The organism is Amycolatopsis sp. NPDC102389 (assembly GCF_044765885.1).
Classification (GTDB): Bacteria; Actinomycetota; Actinomycetes; order Mycobacteriales; family Pseudonocardiaceae; genus Amycolatopsis.
The window spans coordinates 189,703-209,992 of record NZ_JBIWKX010000007.1 but is presented as its reverse complement, the minus strand read 5'-3'; the positions used below and the strand labels follow the sequence as shown (position 1 = coordinate 209,992).

20 protein-coding genes are annotated in these 20,290 nt (G+C 68.3%); 7 read left to right on the top strand and 13 right to left on the bottom strand.

What is annotated here, in order from left to right:
- Positions 1–152 precede the first annotated feature (152 nt).
- Both ACIRGA_RS09660 and ACIRGA_RS09655 read left to right on the top strand, forming a co-directional pair.
- Positions 153–755, top strand: coding sequence for a hypothetical protein (locus tag ACIRGA_RS09660; RefSeq protein WP_400938684.1), 603 nt, complete (start codon positions 153–155; stop codon positions 753–755).
- On the top strand, positions 752–1,357 hold the full coding sequence (locus tag ACIRGA_RS09655; RefSeq protein WP_400938681.1) for an SMI1/KNR4 family protein: 606 nt from the start codon (positions 752–754) through the stop codon (positions 1,355–1,357). Before ACIRGA_RS09660 ends, ACIRGA_RS09655 begins: the two co-directional genes overlap by 4 nt.
- Before the next feature lie 7 nt (positions 1,358–1,364).
- On the opposite strand, the gene ACIRGA_RS09650 is transcribed toward ACIRGA_RS09655, so the two are convergent.
- Positions 1,365–2,453: a DUF5005 domain-containing protein gene (locus tag ACIRGA_RS09650; protein ID WP_400938679.1), complete on the bottom strand. Its 1,089-nt coding sequence runs from the start codon at positions 2,451–2,453 to the stop codon at positions 1,365–1,367.
- 67 nt (positions 2,454–2,520) lie between these two features.
- Here ACIRGA_RS09650 and ACIRGA_RS09645 point away from each other — a divergent pair, with 67 nt between their 5' ends.
- Complete coding sequence (locus ACIRGA_RS09645; protein WP_400938678.1) at positions 2,521–3,774, top strand: choice-of-anchor Q domain-containing protein; 1,254 nt, start codon at positions 2,521–2,523, stop codon at positions 3,772–3,774.
- 66 nt (positions 3,775–3,840) lie between these two features.
- Here the strand turns inward: ACIRGA_RS09645 and ACIRGA_RS09640 are convergent, their stop codons facing one another.
- The 5 genes from ACIRGA_RS09640 to ACIRGA_RS09620 all read right to left on the bottom strand — a co-directional run bounded on the left by ACIRGA_RS09640 (position 3,841) and on the right by ACIRGA_RS09620 (position 8,183).
- Positions 3,841–4,389: a snapalysin family zinc-dependent metalloprotease gene (locus ACIRGA_RS09640; RefSeq protein WP_400938676.1), complete on the bottom strand. Its 549-nt coding sequence runs from the start codon at positions 4,387–4,389 to the stop codon at positions 3,841–3,843.
- 153 nt (positions 4,390–4,542) lie between these two features.
- The gene (locus ACIRGA_RS09635; RefSeq protein WP_400938674.1) at positions 4,543–5,493 is read right to left on the bottom strand and encodes an alcohol dehydrogenase catalytic domain-containing protein; all 951 of its coding nucleotides are present in this window, start codon (positions 5,491–5,493) and stop codon (positions 4,543–4,545) included.
- 18 nt (positions 5,494–5,511) lie between these two features.
- Positions 5,512–5,877 (bottom strand): MerR family transcriptional regulator, encoded by a 366-nt coding sequence (locus ACIRGA_RS09630; RefSeq protein WP_400938672.1) that lies wholly within the window; start codon positions 5,875–5,877, stop codon positions 5,512–5,514.
- A 36-nt stretch (positions 5,878–5,913) separates the two neighbouring features.
- Positions 5,914–6,582: a response regulator gene (locus ACIRGA_RS09625; RefSeq protein ID WP_400938669.1), complete on the bottom strand. Its 669-nt coding sequence runs from the start codon at positions 6,580–6,582 to the stop codon at positions 5,914–5,916.
- Positions 6,579–8,183 carry an ATP-binding protein gene (locus tag ACIRGA_RS09620; RefSeq protein WP_400938667.1) on the bottom strand — a complete coding sequence of 535 codons (1,605 nt, stop codon included), beginning with the start codon at positions 8,181–8,183 and terminating at the stop codon, positions 6,579–6,581. Before ACIRGA_RS09620 ends, ACIRGA_RS09625 begins: the two co-directional genes overlap by 4 nt.
- A 205-nt stretch (positions 8,184–8,388) precedes the next feature.
- On the opposite strand from ACIRGA_RS09620, the gene ACIRGA_RS09615 reads away from it, so the two are divergent.
- Positions 8,389–9,711, top strand: a complete 1,323-nt coding sequence (locus ACIRGA_RS09615) for a cation:dicarboxylate symporter family transporter (protein ID WP_400938705.1) — start codon at positions 8,389–8,391, stop codon at positions 9,709–9,711.
- 79 nt (positions 9,712–9,790) lie between these two features.
- Complete coding sequence (locus tag ACIRGA_RS09610) at positions 9,791–10,372, top strand: DUF6000 family protein (protein WP_400938664.1); 582 nt, start codon at positions 9,791–9,793, stop codon at positions 10,370–10,372.
- On the opposite strand, the gene ACIRGA_RS09605 is transcribed toward ACIRGA_RS09610, so the two are convergent.
- On the bottom strand, positions 10,362–10,763 hold the full coding sequence (locus ACIRGA_RS09605) for a helix-turn-helix domain-containing protein (RefSeq protein WP_007028064.1): 402 nt from the start codon (positions 10,761–10,763) through the stop codon (positions 10,362–10,364). The two genes, ACIRGA_RS09610 and ACIRGA_RS09605, sit on opposite strands and share 11 nt — an antisense overlap.
- A 98-nt stretch (positions 10,764–10,861) precedes the next feature.
- Here ACIRGA_RS09605 and ACIRGA_RS09600 point away from each other — a divergent pair, with 98 nt between their 5' ends.
- A complete protein-coding gene (locus tag ACIRGA_RS09600) occupies positions 10,862–12,271 on the top strand; it encodes an MFS transporter (protein ID WP_400938662.1) in 1,410 nt (469 codons plus the stop codon).
- Here the strand turns inward: ACIRGA_RS09600 and ACIRGA_RS09595 are convergent.
- Genes ACIRGA_RS09595 through ACIRGA_RS09580 form a run of 4 tightly spaced genes read right to left on the bottom strand, consistent with a single transcriptional unit; the run spans position 12,250 to position 14,692 of the window.
- Positions 12,250–12,954 (bottom strand): carbon-nitrogen hydrolase family protein, encoded by a 705-nt coding sequence (locus tag ACIRGA_RS09595; RefSeq protein ID WP_400938659.1) that lies wholly within the window; start codon positions 12,952–12,954, stop codon positions 12,250–12,252. The two genes, ACIRGA_RS09600 and ACIRGA_RS09595, sit on opposite strands and share 22 nt — an antisense overlap.
- Positions 12,955–12,963: 9 nt before the next feature.
- The gene (locus ACIRGA_RS09590; protein ID WP_400938657.1) at positions 12,964–13,437 is read right to left on the bottom strand and encodes an SRPBCC family protein; all 474 of its coding nucleotides are present in this window, start codon (positions 13,435–13,437) and stop codon (positions 12,964–12,966) included.
- On the bottom strand, positions 13,434–14,144 hold the full coding sequence (locus ACIRGA_RS09585) for an anti-sigma factor family protein (RefSeq protein ID WP_400938655.1): 711 nt from the start codon (positions 14,142–14,144) through the stop codon (positions 13,434–13,436). Before ACIRGA_RS09585 ends, ACIRGA_RS09590 begins: the two co-directional genes overlap by 4 nt.
- Positions 14,141–14,692: a sigma-70 family RNA polymerase sigma factor gene (locus ACIRGA_RS09580; RefSeq protein ID WP_199746609.1), complete on the bottom strand. Its 552-nt coding sequence runs from the start codon at positions 14,690–14,692 to the stop codon at positions 14,141–14,143. Before ACIRGA_RS09580 ends, ACIRGA_RS09585 begins: the two co-directional genes overlap by 4 nt.
- A 274-nt stretch (positions 14,693–14,966) precedes the next feature.
- On the opposite strand from ACIRGA_RS09580, the gene ACIRGA_RS09575 reads away from it, so the two are divergent.
- On the top strand, positions 14,967–15,593 hold the full coding sequence (locus tag ACIRGA_RS09575) for a fibronectin type III domain-containing protein (protein WP_400938653.1): 627 nt from the start codon (positions 14,967–14,969) through the stop codon (positions 15,591–15,593).
- Between the two features lie 534 nt (positions 15,594–16,127).
- On the opposite strand, the gene uvrA is transcribed toward ACIRGA_RS09575, so the two are convergent.
- Together uvrA and ACIRGA_RS09565 are read right to left on the bottom strand one after the other, a co-directional pair.
- The gene (gene uvrA, locus ACIRGA_RS09570; protein WP_063273341.1) at positions 16,128–18,983 is read right to left on the bottom strand and encodes an excinuclease ABC subunit UvrA; all 2,856 of its coding nucleotides are present in this window, start codon (positions 18,981–18,983) and stop codon (positions 16,128–16,130) included.
- A gap of 77 nt (positions 18,984–19,060) precedes the next feature.
- Positions 19,061–20,284, bottom strand: a complete 1,224-nt coding sequence (locus tag ACIRGA_RS09565; RefSeq protein ID WP_400938649.1) for an acyltransferase family protein — start codon at positions 20,282–20,284, stop codon at positions 19,061–19,063.
- Positions 20,285–20,290: the final 6 nt, after the last annotated feature.

Genomic DNA, 20,290 nt, shown 5'->3' with positions numbered 1-20,290 from the left:
GGGGGGGTGTGCGGGGGGGGGCGCGGCCGGTTTACTTCGGGGGTTTTGTTGCTTTTGGGTTTGCACCCCCACCCCCCCACCCACCGACCACGGCGACCCACTCGGTACCCCTTCCTTGCGGCACGTGTTGGGAAGCGGGCCATCATGGGGTGATGAGTGATCAGTCCGCGCGGTGGGTCGACGCCACCCAGCTCCCTGAAGAACTCGTAGCGCTGATCGACACCCTCCGCCCCGGTGAGGACGTGCTCATCACCCGGGACGGCGAGACGATCGGGACGATTTCCGGCGCTGCCCACGGAGAACCGGTCCCTTCGACGGACTCCGAGGACGTCACGGTCGTGGCCACCGCCATGAAGCTGTCGGCGTCGGCGCGGGACTCGTTGTCCGAGCGGCTCGGCCCCGGCTACCTGGTCCTGGACCTGCATTCGGCGCCGCCGACCGTCGACGTCCTGCTGGTACCGCCCGCCAGCCCGCAATTGATCGGCAACTTCCGCGCGCTGTATCCGAAAGCGCGGATCGTGATCACGGAGATCGAAGACGCCGAACTCGGTGTCCGATACGAGGGCCCGGTCCGGCGGCTCCTCGACGCCGGCGCCGAGGCGTATCTCCCGTCGAGCACGATCCCGCGGCTGGCGGAGCAGCTGGACCGGACCATGACGCAGCTGAACCAACTCACCGGTGGCACGTCGGTTCCCTTGACCATCGAAGCGCCGGGAGACCGCGCGCGGCTCCTGCGGAACCAGGAGGAAACATGACAGGCCGCACCGACATCGACGCGCTGCTGCGCATCATGCCTGACGATCACGGTGCCGACGAGCGCGTCGACTGGGCAGCGGCCGAGGCGCACCTGGGCACCTCCCTGCCCAGTGACTACCAGGCCTTCATGGCTGTCTACGGCGGTGGAGCCGTAGACAATCTAGTCGTTCTTCCGCCTCTGCCCACAGGCAACGGCTGGTCGGGGTCGATCTCCGAGCACACCCAGCAGTTGCGCGATCTGTGGGACATCGACGGCGGCGTCCCCGGTGTCCCATCGGACGCGGACCGGGTGCTGCCCTGGGGAACCGGATGCAACGGCAACGAACTGGGGTGGCTGATGACCGGCCCGGACCCGGATCGGTGGCCGGTAGTGGTCTGGCGCCGTCACGAATCACCGCGTTGGGCGCTGTTCGAGTGCGGTATGGCCGAGTTCATCCGCAGGCTCATGACCGCCGATTTCGAGAAGTGCCCTCTCAGCGATCTGTCGTTGTGGGGACGCGTGAGCCCCTTCGTCCACGACCAGGAGCAGCAACGGCGGTTCCAAGCGGGCCTGGATCCCATGACCGGTGAAACCGATCCCTACGCCGACATGTTCGCTTGAACGGACATCAGGAACCGCGATGTCCGATGCGTAGTGCAGGCGGCCAGGCGACCTCGACGAATCGCGGGCGGTAGATCCGCGCGTCCGCGATGTTGTCGGCGTGGTCGAGCGAGTTCACGTTGTACGACACCATGAGCTTCCCGGGACGGCTCAACTGCGGATGCGCCGTCGCGTCGTAGACGATCCGCCGGTCGCTCGCTTCGGGTGCCCGGTAGAGAACGACGGGAGCACCGAACGGGCCGGTCGGCGAACTCGCGGTGTAGGCGAGCATCACCGGGCTGAAGCCGGGGCTGGTGTCCATGGTGATCAGCACGTATTCGCCGCCGACGCGGGTCACCGAGAACGCCGTCCCGACCCCGGGCAGCATCCGGGCGGAGTCCTCCTCATGGGGCGACCAACCGCTGCCGGTCCAGAACCGCCAAGGTCCGCGAAGGCCCCCGGCAGGCACTCTGGCGAGCCGGAGATGGCCCTGCTCGGCGCCGTAGATGTAGGTGTACCCGCCGTCTTCGAGCAGCTCCGATCCCCACGCGACCTTGTCGCTCACCGGGATCACCAGCAGCTCGGATGGCGTCAGCGAGGGCAGCCGGAAGGTGGCCAGCGAAGTCCCGGTGGTCCGGAAGTCGAGTCCACCGGATCCTGTTGTCCGGTAACGGTTGTAGAGCACCCGCAGGACGTCGCCTTGGACGACGCCGTCACCGACCCAGTAGTGCTCGCCCGAGCCCAGCTGCCCGATCAACGCCTCCGGATCTTCGGCGGTGCCGCCGTGCAGCGTCTCCCCCAGCGAGCCGTCGGGCCGCTGGACGACCAGGGTGTTGCGCGCGATCGGGCTGTCGGGCGGGCGACTGTGGTCGGGGTTCACCGTGCCGAGGAACGTGTCCGAGAACAGCCAAGCGGTGCGGCCGTCCGGCAGCGGGACCGACACCGTGCGATCGCCGCCGGTCCAGTGCCCGCCTTGATCGCCGTAGTCGTTCCAGAGTTCGTTCAGCCCGCCGACGAAAGCGACCGCCGGCGGCGGTGCGGGGGCGATCCCGCTGCTCGCCACCACGGCGCTGAACAGCAGCGCGGCCGGTACGAGAATCCGCGACGCCCGACGCATCCGATCATGCTAAAGCCGCCGAGCTCTTTGTACGACCCTTGTGCGGCAGGTGGTTACGGTCCGCGGAATGTCCTGGAAACTGCTTTCCGTGGCCGTGCTCGCCGCTGTCGCGTGCACCGGGTTCACGACGGCCGAAGCCGCTTCGAAGACCTACTACGTCGATCAGGTCTCCGGCAGCGACACCGCGAGTGGCACTTCTCAGCAGACCCCGTGGAAATCCCTGGCGAAGGTCTCCGCGACCACGTTCGCGGCGGGCGACACCGTCCTGCTGCGTCGCGGCGGTGCCTGGTCCGGTGGCCTCACGGTCAAGGGCTCGGGCGTCACGATCGGCGCGTACGGCACCGGCGCACGGCCCGTCGTCAAGGGGAACGCCGAAGCCTGTGTCGACCTTCCGGGCAACGACACCGTGGTGAAGGACCTGCAGATCGGCGTCGCGGCCGACGCGGGACGCTGTTCGTGGGCCGGGGTGAAGGTGTCCGGCGATCGCAACAAGGTGCTGTCGAACCTGATCACCGGCGCGGGCGCGGGCGTGTACATCGCGCCGTCCGCCGATGGCACCGAGGTCACCCAGAACGACCTCGTCGACAACAACCACATGACCGTGGTGACGCCGGGCGGCAATGACGACTCCGGCGCGTTCGCCGTGCTGGTGCAGGGCAACGACTCCGACATCGGCTGGAACCGGATCAGCGGCTCGATCGCGAAGGCCGACGACTTCGGCGGTCTCGACGGCGCCGCGGTCGAGATCTTCTACGGCTCCCGCAACGTCATCCACCACAACATCTCCGAGGACAACGAGACCTTCACCGAGCTCGGAACGGACGCTAAGGATCCGGACGGCGTCTCGACCGGCAACGTCTTCGAGTACAACGCGATCTACGGCGCCAAGACACGCGGCGGGATCATCACGCGCGGCGCGGAGGACGGCAACGGACCGGTGCTCGGCACGGTGTTCCGCAACAACTCGCTCCGGCTCCCGAACGCCGAGGCTGAGGGTTTCGTCTGCTACGGCGGCTGCACGAACCAGATGCTGACGATGACGCAGAACGTCGTCCAGGCGGCCTACAAGGTCGGCTACGCGGACGCGACCTTCACCGCGACCGACCACAACGTGTACTTCGGCGGGCTCCGGCAGTTCACCCCCGGCGCGACGGACAAGGTCGCCGATCCGAAGTTCACCTCGGCCACGAACCTGATCCTGCTGGCGGGCAGCCCGGCGATCGACCTCGGCACCACGAAGTACGACGACCGCGACGTCGACGGCAATCCCGTGTACGCCGGCGCGCGCGTCGATGCGGGCGCCTATGAGTTCCAGGGCTAAAACGCCGTGAAGGCCTCCTTCCCCACCTTGAGAGTAGGGAAGGAGGCCTTCACGGACGTCCGGGCGTCAGTTGTAGATGCGCTGGATGGCGCCCGCCGCGAGGAGCCCGTTGGCCCACAGCGAGTTCACCCGCGAGACCTCCTGGGCGTTCGGCGTCGCGTTGGTGCAGGACGGGCCGGGGCCGCCACCGGACATCAGTTCGGAGCACGGGCCCTGGTAGTTGTCCGGCAGGCCGAGCGCGTGGCCGGTCTCGTGCGCGGCGATCCGCGTCTGGTTGTACTGCTGCGCCTGCGTGTAGTCGATGAAGATGGTGCCGCGGCCGTGGCCGTCGGTCTCGGCGTACGAACCCGAGGGGTCGTTGCCCTCGGTGTAGCGCAGGGTCGCGCCCGAAGAGCTCTCCTGCAGCTTCACGTTCGACACCGAATTGTTCCAGTTCGCCACGCCCGCCTGGATGGCGGCCCGGAAGCTGGGCGCTCCCGAGGCGTCGTAGTAGACCGTGGTCGCCGCCGCGGCCTTCTGAGCAGGCTGGACCGCCGCCGTGGCCTGACCCGCGGTGACCGGGACGGCCACCAGCGCCAAGCTCACTGCCGCGGAGACGAAGAACTTCCTTGCCATGGACCCACTCCTTGTGAGGACAACGGAATGGTTCGTGAATTTAGAAGTCTCGGCCGCGGCCCGGCACCGACTTTCGTCGCGTCAGACAGCTGGTGAATTACCAACACTTTCGACCTATTGACATGCGCATGTCCGCATACGATCATGCCGAGTTCAAGGCCGCAGGACCAGCTTTCCCGAGGTCGCCCGCGCCTCCAGTTCCGCGAGCGCCTTCGGCCCGTCCGCGAGGTCGTACACCGTCGGCGTCCCCGGCACGCAGACGCCGGCCGCGATCAGGGCACGCAGTTCGTCCATCAGCTCCGCGAAGATCGCGGGCGTGTGCTCGATCAGGACGCCGAGATGCAGCCCGATCACGTGGATCTGGTGCCGGAAGTTCAAGTCCCGGTTGGTGATCGCGACCTCTCCCCCGGCGACCCCGTAGACCACGACCCGTCCGGTGACCCGCTTGGCGGCGGCCAGACTGGCGGCGAAAGCCGCCCCGCCGACCGATTCGAGAACCAGGTCGACCGTCCCCGGATCGGCCCCGGGTTCGAGGACGCGATCAGCGCCCAAGGCCCGCACGACGTCATGCTTCCCCGGTGACGCGGCGCCGATGACGGTGGCCCCGTAGTGCTTGGCCAGCCGGACCGCGGCCTGGCCGACCCCACCCGCCGCGGCCTGCACCAGCACCGTCTCACCGGCGGCCACGCGGCCCAGCGGCTTGAGCGCGGCGAGCGCCGTGACCCAGTTCAGGATCAGGCCGATCGCCTGCTCGTCCGACCAGCCCTCCGGCACCGCGACCGCGCCGGACGCGGGCATGACCATGTACTCGGCGAAAGCCCCGCCGCCGGTCCCGACGACATGGTCGCCGACCGCGGGCGCGGTCACCCCTTCCCCCGTGGCCACGACCACCCCGGCGGCCTCGAAGCCGGCGATGTACGGGGCTTCCGGGCCGCCTTCGTAGGTCCCCCGCGTCTGCATGACGTCGGCGAAGTTGACCCCCGCCGCAGTGACTTTCAGGAGAATTTCGCCTGGTCCCGGAGTCGGTACAGGTGCGTCGGTGAGCAGGTGGAGATCTTCAGGACCGTTCGTGGAGTCCTGTCGCAGCGCGCGCATCGAAGTCATGTCCGCACGCTAAAACCCTCACACTTGCGTGAGGGTCAAGTCGCGCAGGTAGGCGTCGAGGGCGTCGCGATTGCGGGTCATGAGCGCGATCCGGCGATCGAGCACTTCCCGCTGCCGCGCGATCTCGCCGATCATGTACTCGCACGGCACCTTCGGCCGGACCTCCTCCGGTCCGTCGAGGTACGGCAGGACCTCGCGGATCAGCCGCACCGGGAGTCCGGCGTCGAGCATCCCGCGGATCTGCAGGACCGCCTCGACCGAGCCTTCGCAGAAGTCGCGGTAGTCGTTGCCTTCGCGCCCCGGGCTGATCAAGCCCTCTTCCTCGTAATAGCGCAGCGCACGGACGCTGACCCCGGTCTTCCGCGCGAGTTCGCCGATCTTCACGATCCCAAAATAGCCTCCGGGCCGGAGTATAGGTCGTTATACGGTCTTCGGTTTGTACCAGACCTCGGGGCGGCCGACCTGGCCGTAGCGGGGCTCGCGCTGGGCGAGGCCGTTGTCGGCGAGGTACTCGAGGTAGCGGCGCGCGGTGACACGGGAGGCGCCGATCGCGGTCGCGGCCGCCCCGGCGGAGAGGCCGTCGGCGGCCGAGGCGAGGACTTCGGTGATCGCTTCCAGGGTCTGCCCGCTCATCCCCTTCGGCAGCGCCTGCCGCTCGGTGGTACGCAGGGTGCCGAGCGCGCGGTCGATCTCGGCCTGTCCGGTGACCTCGCCCGAAGCGCCGTGGAACTCCGCGTAGCGCTCCAGTTTCTCCCGCAGCGAGGCGAAGGTGAACGGTTTCAGCAGGTACTGCACCACGCCGACCGACACGGCGGCCTTCACCAGCGCCAGATCGCGCGCCGAGGTCACGGCGATGACGTCGATCGGGAGACCGGCCGCGCGCAGCGACCGGCAGACGGCGAGGCCGTGCGTGTCCGGGAGATAGAAGTCCAGCAGTACCAGGTCGACCGGTTCGCGTTCGCAGAACCGCAGGGCGTCGCCGCCGGAGTGCACGACGCCGGACACGGTGAAGCCGGGCATTCTCTCGACGTACACCCGATGCGCGTCGGCGGCCACCGGTTCGTCCTCGACGACCAGCACCTTGATCATCGTGTCGGCTCCTTCGGCGGCAAACGCACGGTGAACACCGCGCCCTCTTCGCGGCCGACGTCGATCGTCCCACTGTGCCGCCGCACCGCCTGACCCACCAGTGCCAACCCGAGCCCGTGTCCGTCCTCGGGTTTGGTGGACCACCCGCGCCGGAAGACGTCCTCGACGTCGTCCACACCGGGGCCGGTGTCGGCGACCCGAAGCAGCAGCCCGTCGGCGCCGGACCGCACGGTGACCTCGACGCCGGGCCGTCCACCGTCGCCGGCGTTCCCCGCGGCCGCGTCGATGCCGTTGTCGATCAGGTTGCCGAGGATGGTCACCAGGTCCCGCGGCGGGACACCGGTGTCCGAATCCTCCATGACGGTATCGGGCGTGATCGTGAACTCGACGCCGCGTTCACTCGCCTCCGCCGCCTTGCCCAGCAGCAGCGCCGCGAGTACGGGTTCGGCGACCGCGCCGACCACACGGTCGGTGAGTTCCTGCGCCAGCGCGAGTTCTTCGGTCGCGAACTCGACGGCCTGTTCGGGGCGGCCGATCTCGACCAGGGAAACGACGGTGTGGAGCCGGTTCGCCGCTTCGTGCGCCTGCGACCGCAGCGCTTCGGCGAGTCCGCGCACCGTGGTCAATTCCCCGGTCAGCGCCTGGAGTTCCGTGTGGTCGCGCAGGATCACCACGGTGCCCATCGCCTTCCCGCGCGAGCGCACCGGCGACGTGCTGACGACGAGCACCCTCGCCTCGGTGAGATGCAACTCGTCGGTGCGCTCCTCCCCCGACGTGAACGCTTCGACGAGATCTTCGGGAATGTCCAATGCGGACAGTTCGCGGCCGACGGGATCGTCAAGGACACCTAGCAATGCCCGTGCTCCGTCGTTGCACAGCACCACTCGCCCGTCCCCGCCGACGAGCAGCAGGCCCTCGCGCACGGAATGCAGGACGGCTTCGTGGTACTCGAACAGGTTGCTCAATTCCTCGGGCGCGATCCCCCTGGTCTGCCGCCGGAGCCGGGCGCTGACCAGATAACTGCCGATCCCGCCGACCACCAGCACCGCCACCGCGACCCCGATCAAGGGCCACAGGCGTTCCCTCAGTTCCGCGTCGATCGCTTCGACGGTGATGCCGACCGACACCAGCGCGACGACCTGCCCGGCGGCGCCGCGCACCGGGACCACGACACGTTCGGACGGGCCGAGCGAACCGGCGTAGGTCTCGAGGACCCTGCCGCCGCGTTGCGCCTCGCCGATGTTCCCGATGAACGGCTGCCCGATCAGCTCCGGATTCGGGTGCGTGTAGCGGATGCCGTTCTTGTCCATGATGGTCACGAAATCCACGTCCGTGTCCGCACGGACACTCTGCGCGAACGGCTGCAGTGTCCGGGTCGGCTCCGATGTGGACAGTGCGGCCAGCACTCCGGGGGCGTCCGCCACCGCTTCGGCGACCGCGGTCACCTTGTCCCGCGCCCGATCTTCGGTGGCCCGGACCGAATCGAGGTACGCGAAGGTCACTCCGGCCGCGACGAGCACGAAAAGCACCACGAGCTGCAGAATCAGCAGCTGGCGGGCGAGACTGCCGCGCCTGGTCCGGATCCGCGTCGTCGAGGGCACCCGCTCATACCAGCACACCGGTGCCGTGGCCGCGCAGCGCGCCCGGCCGGAATTCCCCGGAAACCCCGCGTGCGAACTCAATGAACACAACCGTGACCCAGCTCACCTGCCCGGGTGATAGTGACCGGCAATCCCACAGACACCCCCTGAGCTGGAGGCAAAGGTGCCTACAACGCCGGAAGCGGCGCCACGACGCCGCGACAAGATGCACTACCTGTACCTGGCCGTGATCGCGGCGGTCGTCCTCGGCGTCATCGTCGGGTTCGCCGCGCCGGGTCTGGCCAAGGAGCTCAAGCCGCTCGGCACGGGCTTCGTCAATCTGATCAAGATGATGATCTCCCCCATCATCTTCTGCACCATCGTGCTCGGCATCGGATCGGTGGCGAAGGCCGCGAAGGTCGGCAAGGTCGGGTTGCTGTCGCTCGGCTACTTCCTGATGATGTCGACGTTCGCGCTCGCCATCGGCCTCGTCGTGGGCAACCTCCTGCACCCGGGCGAGGGCCTGCACCTCGACCCCGCGGCCGCCGCGAAGGCGCACACGCAGGCCGAAGGCGGCGAAGGCACCGTCGACTTCCTGCTCGGCATCATCCCGACCAGCTTCGGTTCCGCCTTCACCGAAGGCCAGGTGCTGCAGACACTCCTGGTCGCGCTCCTCGCCGGTTTCGCCGTGCAGAAGCTGGGCACCAAGGGCGAGCCGATCCGCCGCGGCATCGAGCACATCCAGCGGCTCGTGTTCCGGATCCTCGCCATGATCATGTGGGCCGCTCCGGTCGGCGCGTTCGGCGCGATCGCCGCGGTGGTCGGGGAAACCGGCTGGGGCGCGCTGCGCAGCCTCGCCGTCATCATGATCGGCTTCTACCTGACCTGCCTGGTGTTCGTGTTCGGCGTGCTCGGCACGGTCCTGTGGCTCGGCGCGCGGGTCAACATCTTCACCCTGCTGCGTTATCTCGGCCGAGAATTCCTGCTGATCCTGTCGACGTCGTCGTCCGAGTCGGCCCTGCCGCGGCTGATCGCGAAGATGGAACACCTCGGGGTGTCCAAGCCGGTCGTCGGCATCACCGTGCCCACCGGGTACTCGTTCAACCTCGACGGCACGGCCATCTATCTGACGATGGCGACCCTGTTCATCGCCAGCGCGCAGGATCAGCCGCTGGGCGTCGGCGAGCAGATCTCCTTGCTGCTGTTCATGATCATCGCGTCGAAGGGCGCGGCGGGCGTGAGCGGCGCCGGGATCGCCACCCTCGCCGGCGGCCTCCAGTCGCACCGGCCGGAACTGGTCGACGGCGTCGGGTTCATCCTCGGCATCGACCGGTTCATGTCCGAGGCCCGCGCGCTGACCAACTTCGCGGGCAACGCCGTCGCGACCGTCCTGGTCGGCACCTGGACCAAGGAGTTCGACCGCGAACAGGCCAACCGGGTCTTCAGCGGCCGGGCTCCGTTCGACGAAGCGACCCTGATCGACGATCACGCCTCGGATCCCCACGAGGACAGTGACGGAGACAGGGAGAAAGCCGTGGCGCGCGTCTAGCGCACGGCGACAAGAAAGCCGCGGTGCGAGGGTCCCCCGTCCTCGCACCGCGGTTTCTTCGTTCCGGCAAACTGAACGCATGCCGGACGCCATCGACCGTTACGTGATCGCGCGGTATTCGAAGCTGCTGCACGGCAATTTCGCCGGGATGATGAGCGGCCCCGACGGCGAGGTCTTCCTGCGTGACCTCGTCGAGGACTCCGCGCGGATCACCGACGAGGAACTGGAGTTCCTGCTCGACGGCGGCTGGCGGGAGCGGATCACCGCGGCATGGCTCATCGGCGCCGACCGCCGCACCGCGTGGCGCGGGCGGATCCGGGAACTGCTCCTGGAAAGCGACATGGTCTTCGCCGGGCAGGGCTACTGTTTCGCGCTCGCCCGGTTCGGCACCATCGCCGACGCCGAGATCCTCGTGTCCTATCTGGACCATTACCTCGCGCGGCCGGACCTGCGCTACGACCAGGAGTGGGCGCTCGCCGCCCTGCACCATGTGGACGCCGACCTCACGACCGCGTACACGTCACGCTATCTGCGGCCAGGCGGCCTCTGGGAAAGCTGGTCCGCGGCGAACAGTACGGACCTGCCGTTCCACAAGTGGTACTTCGACCTGCTGTGCTCGCACGTCCAGCGTGCCGTGCACGCGACAGGCGTCAGGCGCTGACCTTCTCGTCGTAGACGACGCGGGACGCGGCGATCGAGTCACGGTGACGCTCGGCCCAGCTCAGCAAACCGCTCAGCGACGCGTACAACTCCTTCGCCATCGCCGTGGCCTCGTACTCCACCTTCGGTGGCACCGTCGGGTACACGGTGCGCACGAGCAGACCGTCGCGTTCGAGGTTCCGCAACGTCAGCGTGAGCATCCGCCTGCTGATCCCCTCCACCGAACGTTCCAGTTCGGTGAACCGCACGGGGCCGCGCGTGGCCTCCAGCAGGATGCCGATCGCCCACTTGCCGCTGATCCGGTTGATCACCTCGAGGACGGTGCACACCTCGAGTTTTTCCGGGTCGACGACCCTGGCCTGCGCGGTCACATCGGTGTTCCCCTGGGACATGAAAGTGCCTCCTTCCGGCGGGGAACAGAGTCACACAAGATGGGCGCTGTTACAAGTGATGCACCAAGGCATCACCTGGGAAATCTCAAGGATTTTTCATGTCTCAGCGCGCCTTAGCCCTCGCCGTCCTCTGTGCCGTCTCACTGATGGTCGTCCTCGACGGCTCGATCGTCGCCGTCGCGCTGCCCGCGATCCAGAACGACCTCGGCTTCACTCCGTCGACCCTCGCCTGGGTGGTCAACGCCTACCTGATCGCCTTCGCCGGGCTGCTCCTGTTGTCCGGCAGGCTGGGCGACCTGATCGGCCGGAAGCGGGTCTTCCTGGCCGGGCTCGGCTTGTTCACGCTCGCCTCGCTGCTCTGCGGAATCGCGCAGGACCAGGCGCAGCTCATCGGGTTCCGCTTCCTGCAGGGCGCCGGTGGCGCGCTGGCGTCGGCCGTCGTGCTCGGCATGATCACCACGCTCTACCCGGAACCGCGGGCACGGGCGAAGGCCATCGGCGTCTACAGCTTCACCCAGGCCGCCGGATCGTCGATCGGCCTCATCGCGGGCGGAACGCTCACCCAGCTGCTCGACTGGCACTGGACGTTCTTCGTCAACCTGCCGATCGGCGCTATCGCGCTGGCGCTCGCCGTCCGGCTGCTCGCGGACGATCGAGGTCCCGGCCTGCGCGGCGGTACCGACGTCACCGGCGCCGGGCTGGTCACCGGCGGTCTGATGCTGCTGGTCTACACGATCGTCAAGGCCGAGGAGTACACCTGGGCCGACGCCCGCACGCTCGGTCTGCTCGCGGTGTCGCTGCTCCTGCTCGCCGGGTTCGTGCTCCGGCAGGCGAAAGCACGTCGGCCGCTGCTGCCACTGCGGATCTTCCGCCTCCGGGCGGTGTCCGGGGCGAACACGGTGATGGTCCTGATGGTGGCCGGGTTGTTCGGCTTCCAGTTCATCACCGCGCTGTACCTGCAGCGAGTGCTCCGGCTCGACGCGCTGAGCACCGGATTCGCCTTCCTGCCCGCCCCGCTCTCGATCGCGGTGATGTCGCTGGTCTTCGCCGAGCGGCTGAATCACCGCTTCGGGGCGCGAACGGTACTCGTCGGCGGGCTCTCGCTGGTCGCGCTGGCGCTCGGCTTCCTCGCCACGGTCCAGGCGGACGGCGACTACGCGACGGACGTCCTGCCCGCGCTAGTCCTGATGGGCGTCGGGTTCGGCACTGCGATGCCGGCGCTGATGGGGCAGGCGATGTCCGACGTCGCGCCCGCCGACGCCGGGGTCGCCTCGGGGCTGATCAACACCACGCAGCAGATCGGTGCGGCGATCGGGACCGCCGTGCTCGCGACCACAGCCGCTTCGCGCACCGGATCACTGCTGGCCGAAGGAGCCGCGATGTCCGAAGCGCTCGCTAGCGGGTATCGAACCGCGTACGCGTTGAGCGCCGGGCTGCTCGCTCTCGCCGTCTTCGCCGCGACGGTGCTCCTCCGCGCCCGGCAGGTTCAGGAAGTGATCGTCGCGTAAGCCCACTCGGAGACCTCGCCGCCGAGACGTACCTCGGTGGCGCCTCCGGGTTTCCAGACCCCGCTGCCGCCGAACGCGGCCATGCCGCCGGTCTTGCCGGAGTACTGGGAAAGCACCACCCACATCCCGTACCCGGCAGCGACGCCGACCTGATCGAGCAAACGGTCTTCCTGGCCCTCGCTGAAGAGCGCGCTCAGGACGTAGACCTCGGCGCCCGCCTCGGCGAGTTCCCGCGCGTGGTCCGGGTTAGCGGCGTCGAGACAGATCGCGAGACCGAGGCGCCTTCCGCCGACCTCGACGATCACCGGCCTCGCACCCGGTTCGAAGAGCTCTTCCTCGCTGTTGTGCAGGTTCCGTTTCGCATAGGTGGCAACGGTTTCCCCGTCCGGACCCAGGACGAGCGAGCCGATGTACCGGTGGCCGTCCTCCAGCAGCGGCAGTCCGATGACGGCGTGGACGGCGCTCGCCCGGCAAGCCTCCCGGAGCGGTTCGAGGCGCGGGTCGTCCGGTGTCAGCCAGAGTCCCGGATCGGCGGCGAGCGCCTCGAACTCCAAACCGGTCAAGGAAAGTTCGGGAAAGACGCAGAGATCGGCGTCCGCGATCCGGAGGAGCCTGGCGTGTTCGGTGATGTTCGCGGTGAGGTCGGCGGGGACGGTGAACGGCTGCACGGTGGCGACACGCATGGCGGAACTCTAACCCGCCGAAGCCCCCAGATACCCGCGCAATCCGTGGTGTCCCCGGCGCATCATGAGCGCGTGGTTGATCCGGAAGACCGGCCTGGCGACACGATCGAGCTTGCGCAGCAACGGTTTCCGCGCCTCGACCTCCTGCGTGATCTCCAGTCTGGTGCCGTCGCCCACCGCGATCAGCGCACCGGCCAACGTCCCTTCGAGGTCACCGCTGAGCAGCACTCGCAGCCGGCCCTCACGCTCGTCCTGCCGATCCCGGTGCATCCGTACGGTCAGCGCGTACGGCAACCTGGAACGGCAGACGAGTTCGGCGGTGTCCTCGTCGACCCGGCTGACCGAACGTACGTCGCGCCACCACGACGGATACGCGGCCAAGTCGACGACGGCGTCGAACACCGCCTTGGGCGACGCGGGCAGCACCCACGTGTCGCGGAAGCGGTACCAACCGCCTCCGCGACCCGCGAGCGAACCCGTCATACCCGCGCCGACACCAGGTTCCGGCCGTCCATGGTCACGACGTCGACCGAAGCCACGTCACCAGGGGCGACCAACGCGGAACCGTCCACACCGGTGCCCTCGCGCTGTCCCTTCTCCGAAACGAGCCAGCTACCGGCGTTGACCCGCTCTCCGCTCTTGGTCACCACGATGAGCGCGCACTTCTCGCCTTCGCGGACACCCGCCGCTTTGGCGTGCAGCCGCACCCAGCCCGCGGCCGGGACCACCCGGACGGCCAGTTGCACGCCCGTGTCCCGGTTGGTCGCCGCGAGGTCGCGGGTGCCGGGCACCGGAGCGGTCGCCGTCGGCACCGGCAACGCCACCGTCGGAGGTTCGGGCGACGTCTGCCGTCCGACCAGCACGCCCGTGCCGAGCGCCACCACGACCAGCACGGCCGCGCCGGCGACGGCGAGAAGCCGCCGAGGCCTGCGCTCCTGGGTGCCCTCTTCTTCGCGAACCTGACGCAGCGTGCGCTGCAAGAGCAGATCTCCCCCGTCGGGCGGTCCTTCGAGGAACGCCTCCGGCGGCACCTCGTCGAGGTGATGACGCAGCTCCGCCAGCTCACGCACCTCACGACGGCACGTGGGGCAGTTCGCCAGATGTGTCTCGAACGTGGCCGCTTCCGCCGGAGTGAGCCCGCCGAGGACGTAGGCGGCGAGCTGGCCCTGGTCGTGTCCCACCGCACTCATCGCGCTACCTCCTTCCCGGGTCCGGACATCACGGCTCTGAGCGCCCGTAACGCGTAATAAGATCTCGATTTAACGGTACCCGGGGCCACCCCCAGGGATCGCGCCGCTTCGGCCACCGTCCGGCCCCGGTAGTAGATCTCCACCAGCACCTCACGATGTTCCGTGGACAGGCCGTCCATGGCGCCGAGCACGGCCATGGAGTCCACGACGCTCTGCGCGTGATCCCGCTCCACCGCCGGGGTGGGCACGCCTTCCTCGGGCTCCGCCACTTCCGGCGGCCGCGCCGCCCTGGCCCGCGCGCGGTCGGTGATGATGTTCCGGGCGACCGTGAGCAGCCAGCCCCGCACCGATCCCTTCGCGTCGTTCTGCAGGTCTTCGGCGTGTTTCCAGGCCCGGACCAGGGTCTCCTGCACGACGTCCTCCGCGGCCGCGCGGTCCCCGGTCAGCCTCGTCGCGTACGCCAGCAGGCTTCGCCCGTGTTCGGCGTACAAGTGCCGGACCAAGTCCTCGCCTTTGGCCTTTTTGGGCCGCCAGCCTCCGATCGCCACTCGCGTCCTCCCGACGGTCTTCTGGGTCGGCGAGGACAGTACTGCAACCCGCAGGGGCAGAGTGGATCGTTCGGCGCCCGCCGCGATCGAACTGTGCATCGGCACCGGCCTCTCCTCGGTTCTCCATGGCCGCCTCCTCTTGCCTCCCACACGGGCGGCACGGGGATGCGGTTCAACCGGGTCTTGTCGATCACCGGACGCGCTCGTATGCTGACGCCTCCGGATTCCGCCGCCGCCTGATTCCCGGGAGGGTCTGGGCGTGCCAAGGAAACTCGTGGCCGTTCTGCTGGCTGTCGCTTTCGTTTCGGGCTGCGCGGAGGAGCCCCGCTTCACCGCGACGCTGACGGATCCGGTGAACGTCGACCTGAGCTGGCCCGACGACGATCCGGACGTCGCGGGGCGGATCGTCGAGTACACCACCGATCCGCATGGCGAATACACGATCCTGCAGTTCGTGCCGCCCCGGCAGACGAGCTACCGGCATCCGGACCTGATGCCGGAAACGCGGTTCTACTACCGGATCCGGCCCTTCTACGGCGCCGTTTCGGACGCCGTCACGGTTTCCGGCCCCGCGACTCCCGCCCCTTCCGGCCCCGTCGTACCGCTGCGGGCGGGCGACCGATCGGCCGCCCCGGCGTCGTTCCGGGCCGAGCCCGCGCCGGAACGGATGGTGCGATTCACCTGGACCGATCACTCCAGCGACGAGGACGGCTTCCTGGTGGAGATCAAGAAACCCGGCGCGGCCGAGTTCGTGCCGATCGAGGTCTCCGATCCGGGGACGACGTCGGCCGGGCTCGCCACCATGCCGGGCGAAGAAGGCGCCTCCTACCGGCTGCGCGCCTTCTACTACGGGCCCGCTTCGCCGGTGCTGGACCTCGTGAGTGGTAAGGACGGTTATTGAGCCGAAAGTCAACCGTGTCGTGGTGAGACCGCGAGCCACGGGCGCCGACGGCGCCCTCCTGCACCTTGAGTGTCCACACAGGACAGTTCCTGACGATCGGATGCCTGTTTGATGCTCGTATGACCGGTTTTCCAAGGGGGTCGTGAGTGGCAAGTGTCGTTAGAACCCCACTTGCCACTCACGACCTCACGCGGAGATACACAAAGTTCCTAAATCGGTCACTCTGGACTGATAAGGCGTCCTTTGTGGACACTCAGGACCACGCTGCCCCTCGTCCGCAAGCTCACTCTTGCCACCCAGGCCATCGCTACTGAACGTGGCGGCCAGGTCGTCACAGGGTCCGTGAAGGCCTCCTTGCCTACCCTGAAGGTAGGGAAGGAGCCCTTCACGGACTCCACGATCGCCACCCGCAGCCCCAACAACACCACCAGCCACAGCGGCTGGGCAGGGGCGACCAAGCGTGGCGGCGGCCTGGTGGGTCACCTCTCGTGAGTGGTAAGGACGGTTAGAACCGCCCTTACCACTCACGAGCCCTCACGCGAGAACGGTCTTGAGGAACTGACCGGTGTAACTCTCCTCCACCGAAGCGACGTGCTCCGGCGTGCCCTCCGCGATCACGGTGCCACCGCCGGAACCGCCCTCGGGGCCCATGTCGATGATCCAGTCCGAGGTCTTGATGACGTCGAGGTTGTGCTCGATGACGATCACCGTGTTGCCCTTGTCCACCAGCCCGTTGATCACGCCGATCAGCTTGCTGATGTCCTCGAAGTGCAGACCCGTGGTCGGCTCGTCGAGGATGTAGACCGTCTTGCCGGTGGACCGCTTCTGCAACTCGCTGGCGAGCTTGACGCGCTGCGCCTCACCGCCCGACAGGGTCGGCGCGGGCTGCCCGAGCCGGACGTAGCCGAGGCCGACGTCGACGAGGGTGGCCAGGTGCCGGTGGATCGCCTTGATCGGCTCGAAGAACTCGGCCGCCTCCTCGATCGGCATGTTCAGCACGTCGGAGACGGTCTTGCCCTTGTAGTGCACCTCGAGGGTCTCGCGGTTGTACCGGTCGCCCTTGCAGACCTCACACGGGACGTAGACGTCCGGCAGGAAGTTCATCTCGATCTTGATCGTGCCGTCACCGGCGCAGGCCTCGCACCGGCCGCCCTTGACGTTGAACGAGAACCGGCCCTGCTGGTAACCACGCACCTTCGCCTCGGTGGTCGCGGCGAACAGCTTGCGCACGTGGTCCCAGACGCCGGTGTACGTCGCCGGGTTGGACCGCGGGGTGCGGCCGATCGGCGACTGGTCGACGCGGACCAGCTTGTCCACGTTGGCCAGCCCGTTCACGCGCGTGTGACGGCCGGGGACCTGGCGCGCGCCGTTGAGCTTGTTCGCCAGCACGGTCGCGAGGATGTCGTTGACCAGCGTGGACTTCCCGGAACCCGAGACACCGGTGACCGACACGAGGCAGCCGAGCGGGAACGACACGTCGAGACCGCGCAGGTTGTGCTCGCGCGCGCCGACGACGGTCAGCTGACGCTTCTTGTCGATCGGGCGCCGGATCGCCGGGACCTCGATCTTGGTGCGGCCCGACAGGTACGCGCCGGTGATCGACTCCTTGTTCCGCAGGATCTTCTTGTACGGTCCACTGTGGACGATGTGGCCACCGTGCTCACCGGCGCCGGGGCCGATGTCGACCACCCAGTCGCTGGAGCGGATGGTGTCCTCGTCGTGCTCGACGACGATCAGCGTGTTGCCGAGATCCCGCAGGCGGACCAAGGTCTCGATCAAGCGGTGGTTGTCGCGCTGGTGCAGCCCGATCGACGGCTCGTCCAGCACGTACAGCACGCCGACCAGACCGGAGCCGATCTGCGTGGCGAGCCGGATGCGCTGCGCCTCGCCGCCGGACAGTGTCCCGGAGGCGCGGTCGAGCGAGAGGTAGTTGAGGCCGACGTCGAGGAGGAAGCGCAGCCGCGCTTGGATCTCCTTGAGCACCGCGCCGGCGATCACCTGCTCGCGTTTGCCGAGCTCCAGCTCGTCGAGGAACTGCGACGCCTCGGCGATCGAGAGGGCGCAGACCTCGGCGATCGACCGGTCGCCCTGGGTCTTGTGCTCCAGGGTGACGGCGAGGATCTCCGGCTTGAGCCGCGTGCCCTGACAGGCCGGGCACGGCACCTCGCGCATGTAGCCCTCGTACCGCTCGCGCATGTACTCGGATTCCGTCTGCTCCTGACGCCGCTCGAGGAACGGGATGACCCCCTCGAAGCTCGCGTAGTACGAACGCTGACGGCCGTAGCGGTTCTTGTAGCGGACGTGGACCTGCTCGTCGACACCGTGCAGAACTGCCTTCTGCACCTTGGCCGGCAGCTTGCGCCACGGCGTGTCCATCCGGAAGCCGATGGTCTCCGACAGCGATTCGAGCAGGCGGATGAAGTAGTCCGCGCTCTGGCCGCCTGCCCACGGCGCGATGGCGCCCTCGCCGAGGGACATCTCGTCGTCCGGGACCACGAGCTCCGGGTCGACCTCCTTGCGGACGCCGATACCGGTGCAGTCGGGGCAGGCGCCGTAGGGGGCGTTGAACGAGAACGACCGCGGCTCGAGGTCTTCGATCGCCAGCGGGTGGCCGTTGGGGCAGGCCAGGTTCTCGGAGAAACCGCGCACGCGGTGCGGATCGTTCTCCGGCAGGTCGACGAACTCCAGCTCGATCAGGCCGTCGGCCAGCCGGAGCGCCGTCTCGACCGAGTCGGTGAGGCGCTGCCGCGAGCTCGTCTTCACCGAAAGCCTGTCGATGATGACGGCGATCTGGTGCTTTTCCTGCTTCTTCAGCTTCGGCGGGTCGGTGAGCGGGTGGATCGTCCCGTCGACCACGACCCGCGCGTAGCCCTGCTGCTGCAGGTTCTCGAAGAGGTCGAGGTACTCACCCTTGCGCCCGCGCACGACCGGCGCGAGCACCTGGAAGCGAGTGCCCTCCTCCATCGCGAGCACCTGGTCGACGATCTGCTGCGGGGTCTGCTTGCTGATCGCCTCGCCGCACTGCGGGCAGTGCGCCTTTCCGGCGCGGGCGTAGAGCAGACGCAGGTAGTCGTAGACCTCGGTGATGGTGCCGACGGTCGAACGCGGGTTGCGCGAGGTGGACTTCTGGTCGATCGACACCGCGGGCGAAAGGCCCTCGATGAAGTCGACGTCCGGCTTGTCCATCTGGCCGAGGAACTGGCGCGCGTACGCCGACAGCGACTCGACGTAGCGGCGCTGCCCTTCGGCGAAGATGGTGTCGAAGGCGAGACTCGACTTCCCGGACCCGGACAGACCGGTGAACACGATCAGGCTGTCGCGGGGCAGGTCGAGATCCACACCGCGGAGGTTGTGCTCGCGGGCGCCGCGAACAACGAGGCGATCAGCCACGCCAGGGTCCCTTCAGGTTTCATTCTCAGCTGCGGTCGCCGGCCCGGTCGAAAGCTGCACGGGCGGCCGCCTCCATGCTACGAGGCACCACCGACAGAAACTGGTTCCGAGTCCTTGACCTGCGGTTTTCCAGGCTTATCGCGTCGATCCCGGCGAGCGGTGAGCCACCGGTGGACCGGCCGTTCCACGCCTGCGGTGATCGCCCAGCCCCCGAGGACGGCGGCGGCCAGCACGATGGGGAGCCGCAGCCAGCCGGGGACGCCGACGTTCAGCAGGGCACGGGCCAGGATGTAACCGAGTTCCTGGTGCACCAGATAAAGACCATACGAGATGCCCGCGAGCCAGGTGACAGCCGGGGCGATCCTGGAGAGACCGGGGAACCGCCAGTCCGGCCCGCGCGCGGCCAGGCACACCAGCAGCACCATGATCGCGAACCCGATCGCCGACGGCCAGCGCTCCGGATCGTTCGGCAGGGCCTGATGGAACGGGAAGACCTGCAGGTCCTGCGCGGCGCAGGCGGCGAGCACGAACAGCGCGACATGCCAGTGCGCCAGCCGCCGTTTCGCCCACAGCCAGATCGCGATCCCGATGGCGAAGACGTGCACGCGGTGCAGGCCGAGGCCGTAGTAGAAGGTCTCCACCAGCTTCGGCGTGGATACCGGGTCGAACACGACGAACCGGAGGAACAACGGGACCAGGATCAGCGCCCAGAGCAGCCCGACCGTGAGCCGGTGGGTACGCCACCTGCGTGGCCACAGCAGGGCCGCGGCGGTGAACGCGATGAGCTGGACCGGCAGCGTCCAGTAGGCGCCGTCGAGGTAGTAGAAGAGTTCGTACCGCCAGCCCCATTCCTGGACCATGCCCAGGTTGCCGAGCAGATCGGCGCCGGTGGGGATGTACCAGGGCGACGGATCGGACGGCGGGCCCTGCGGAACCCCGAACAGGAACCCGGAGAGGCCGGGTGGGAACGGCAGACCGCTGAAGCGGATCGTCGCGTACCGGGCGACGACATAGGTGACGGTCACCGCCACCAGGTACGCGGGCACCAGCCGCGCGACCCGGTTCCACAGCCACTTCCCCGGCCGGCCCTTGCGCAGGCTCGCGCACACGAAGAAGGCGGAAATCACCAGAAGGACGGCCGCACCGAACTGAGCGGTTACCCGAAAGGGGTACCCCACCAGTTCGGGATGCAGAAGTGCTCCCTGATGGGTGATGTGCCCGAGCATGACCGCGAACACGGCTACAACGCGAAGGACGTCCCAGCTGATCTTGCGCGGGGCGCGTGGCGAGGCGTCGGGCACGAGCGT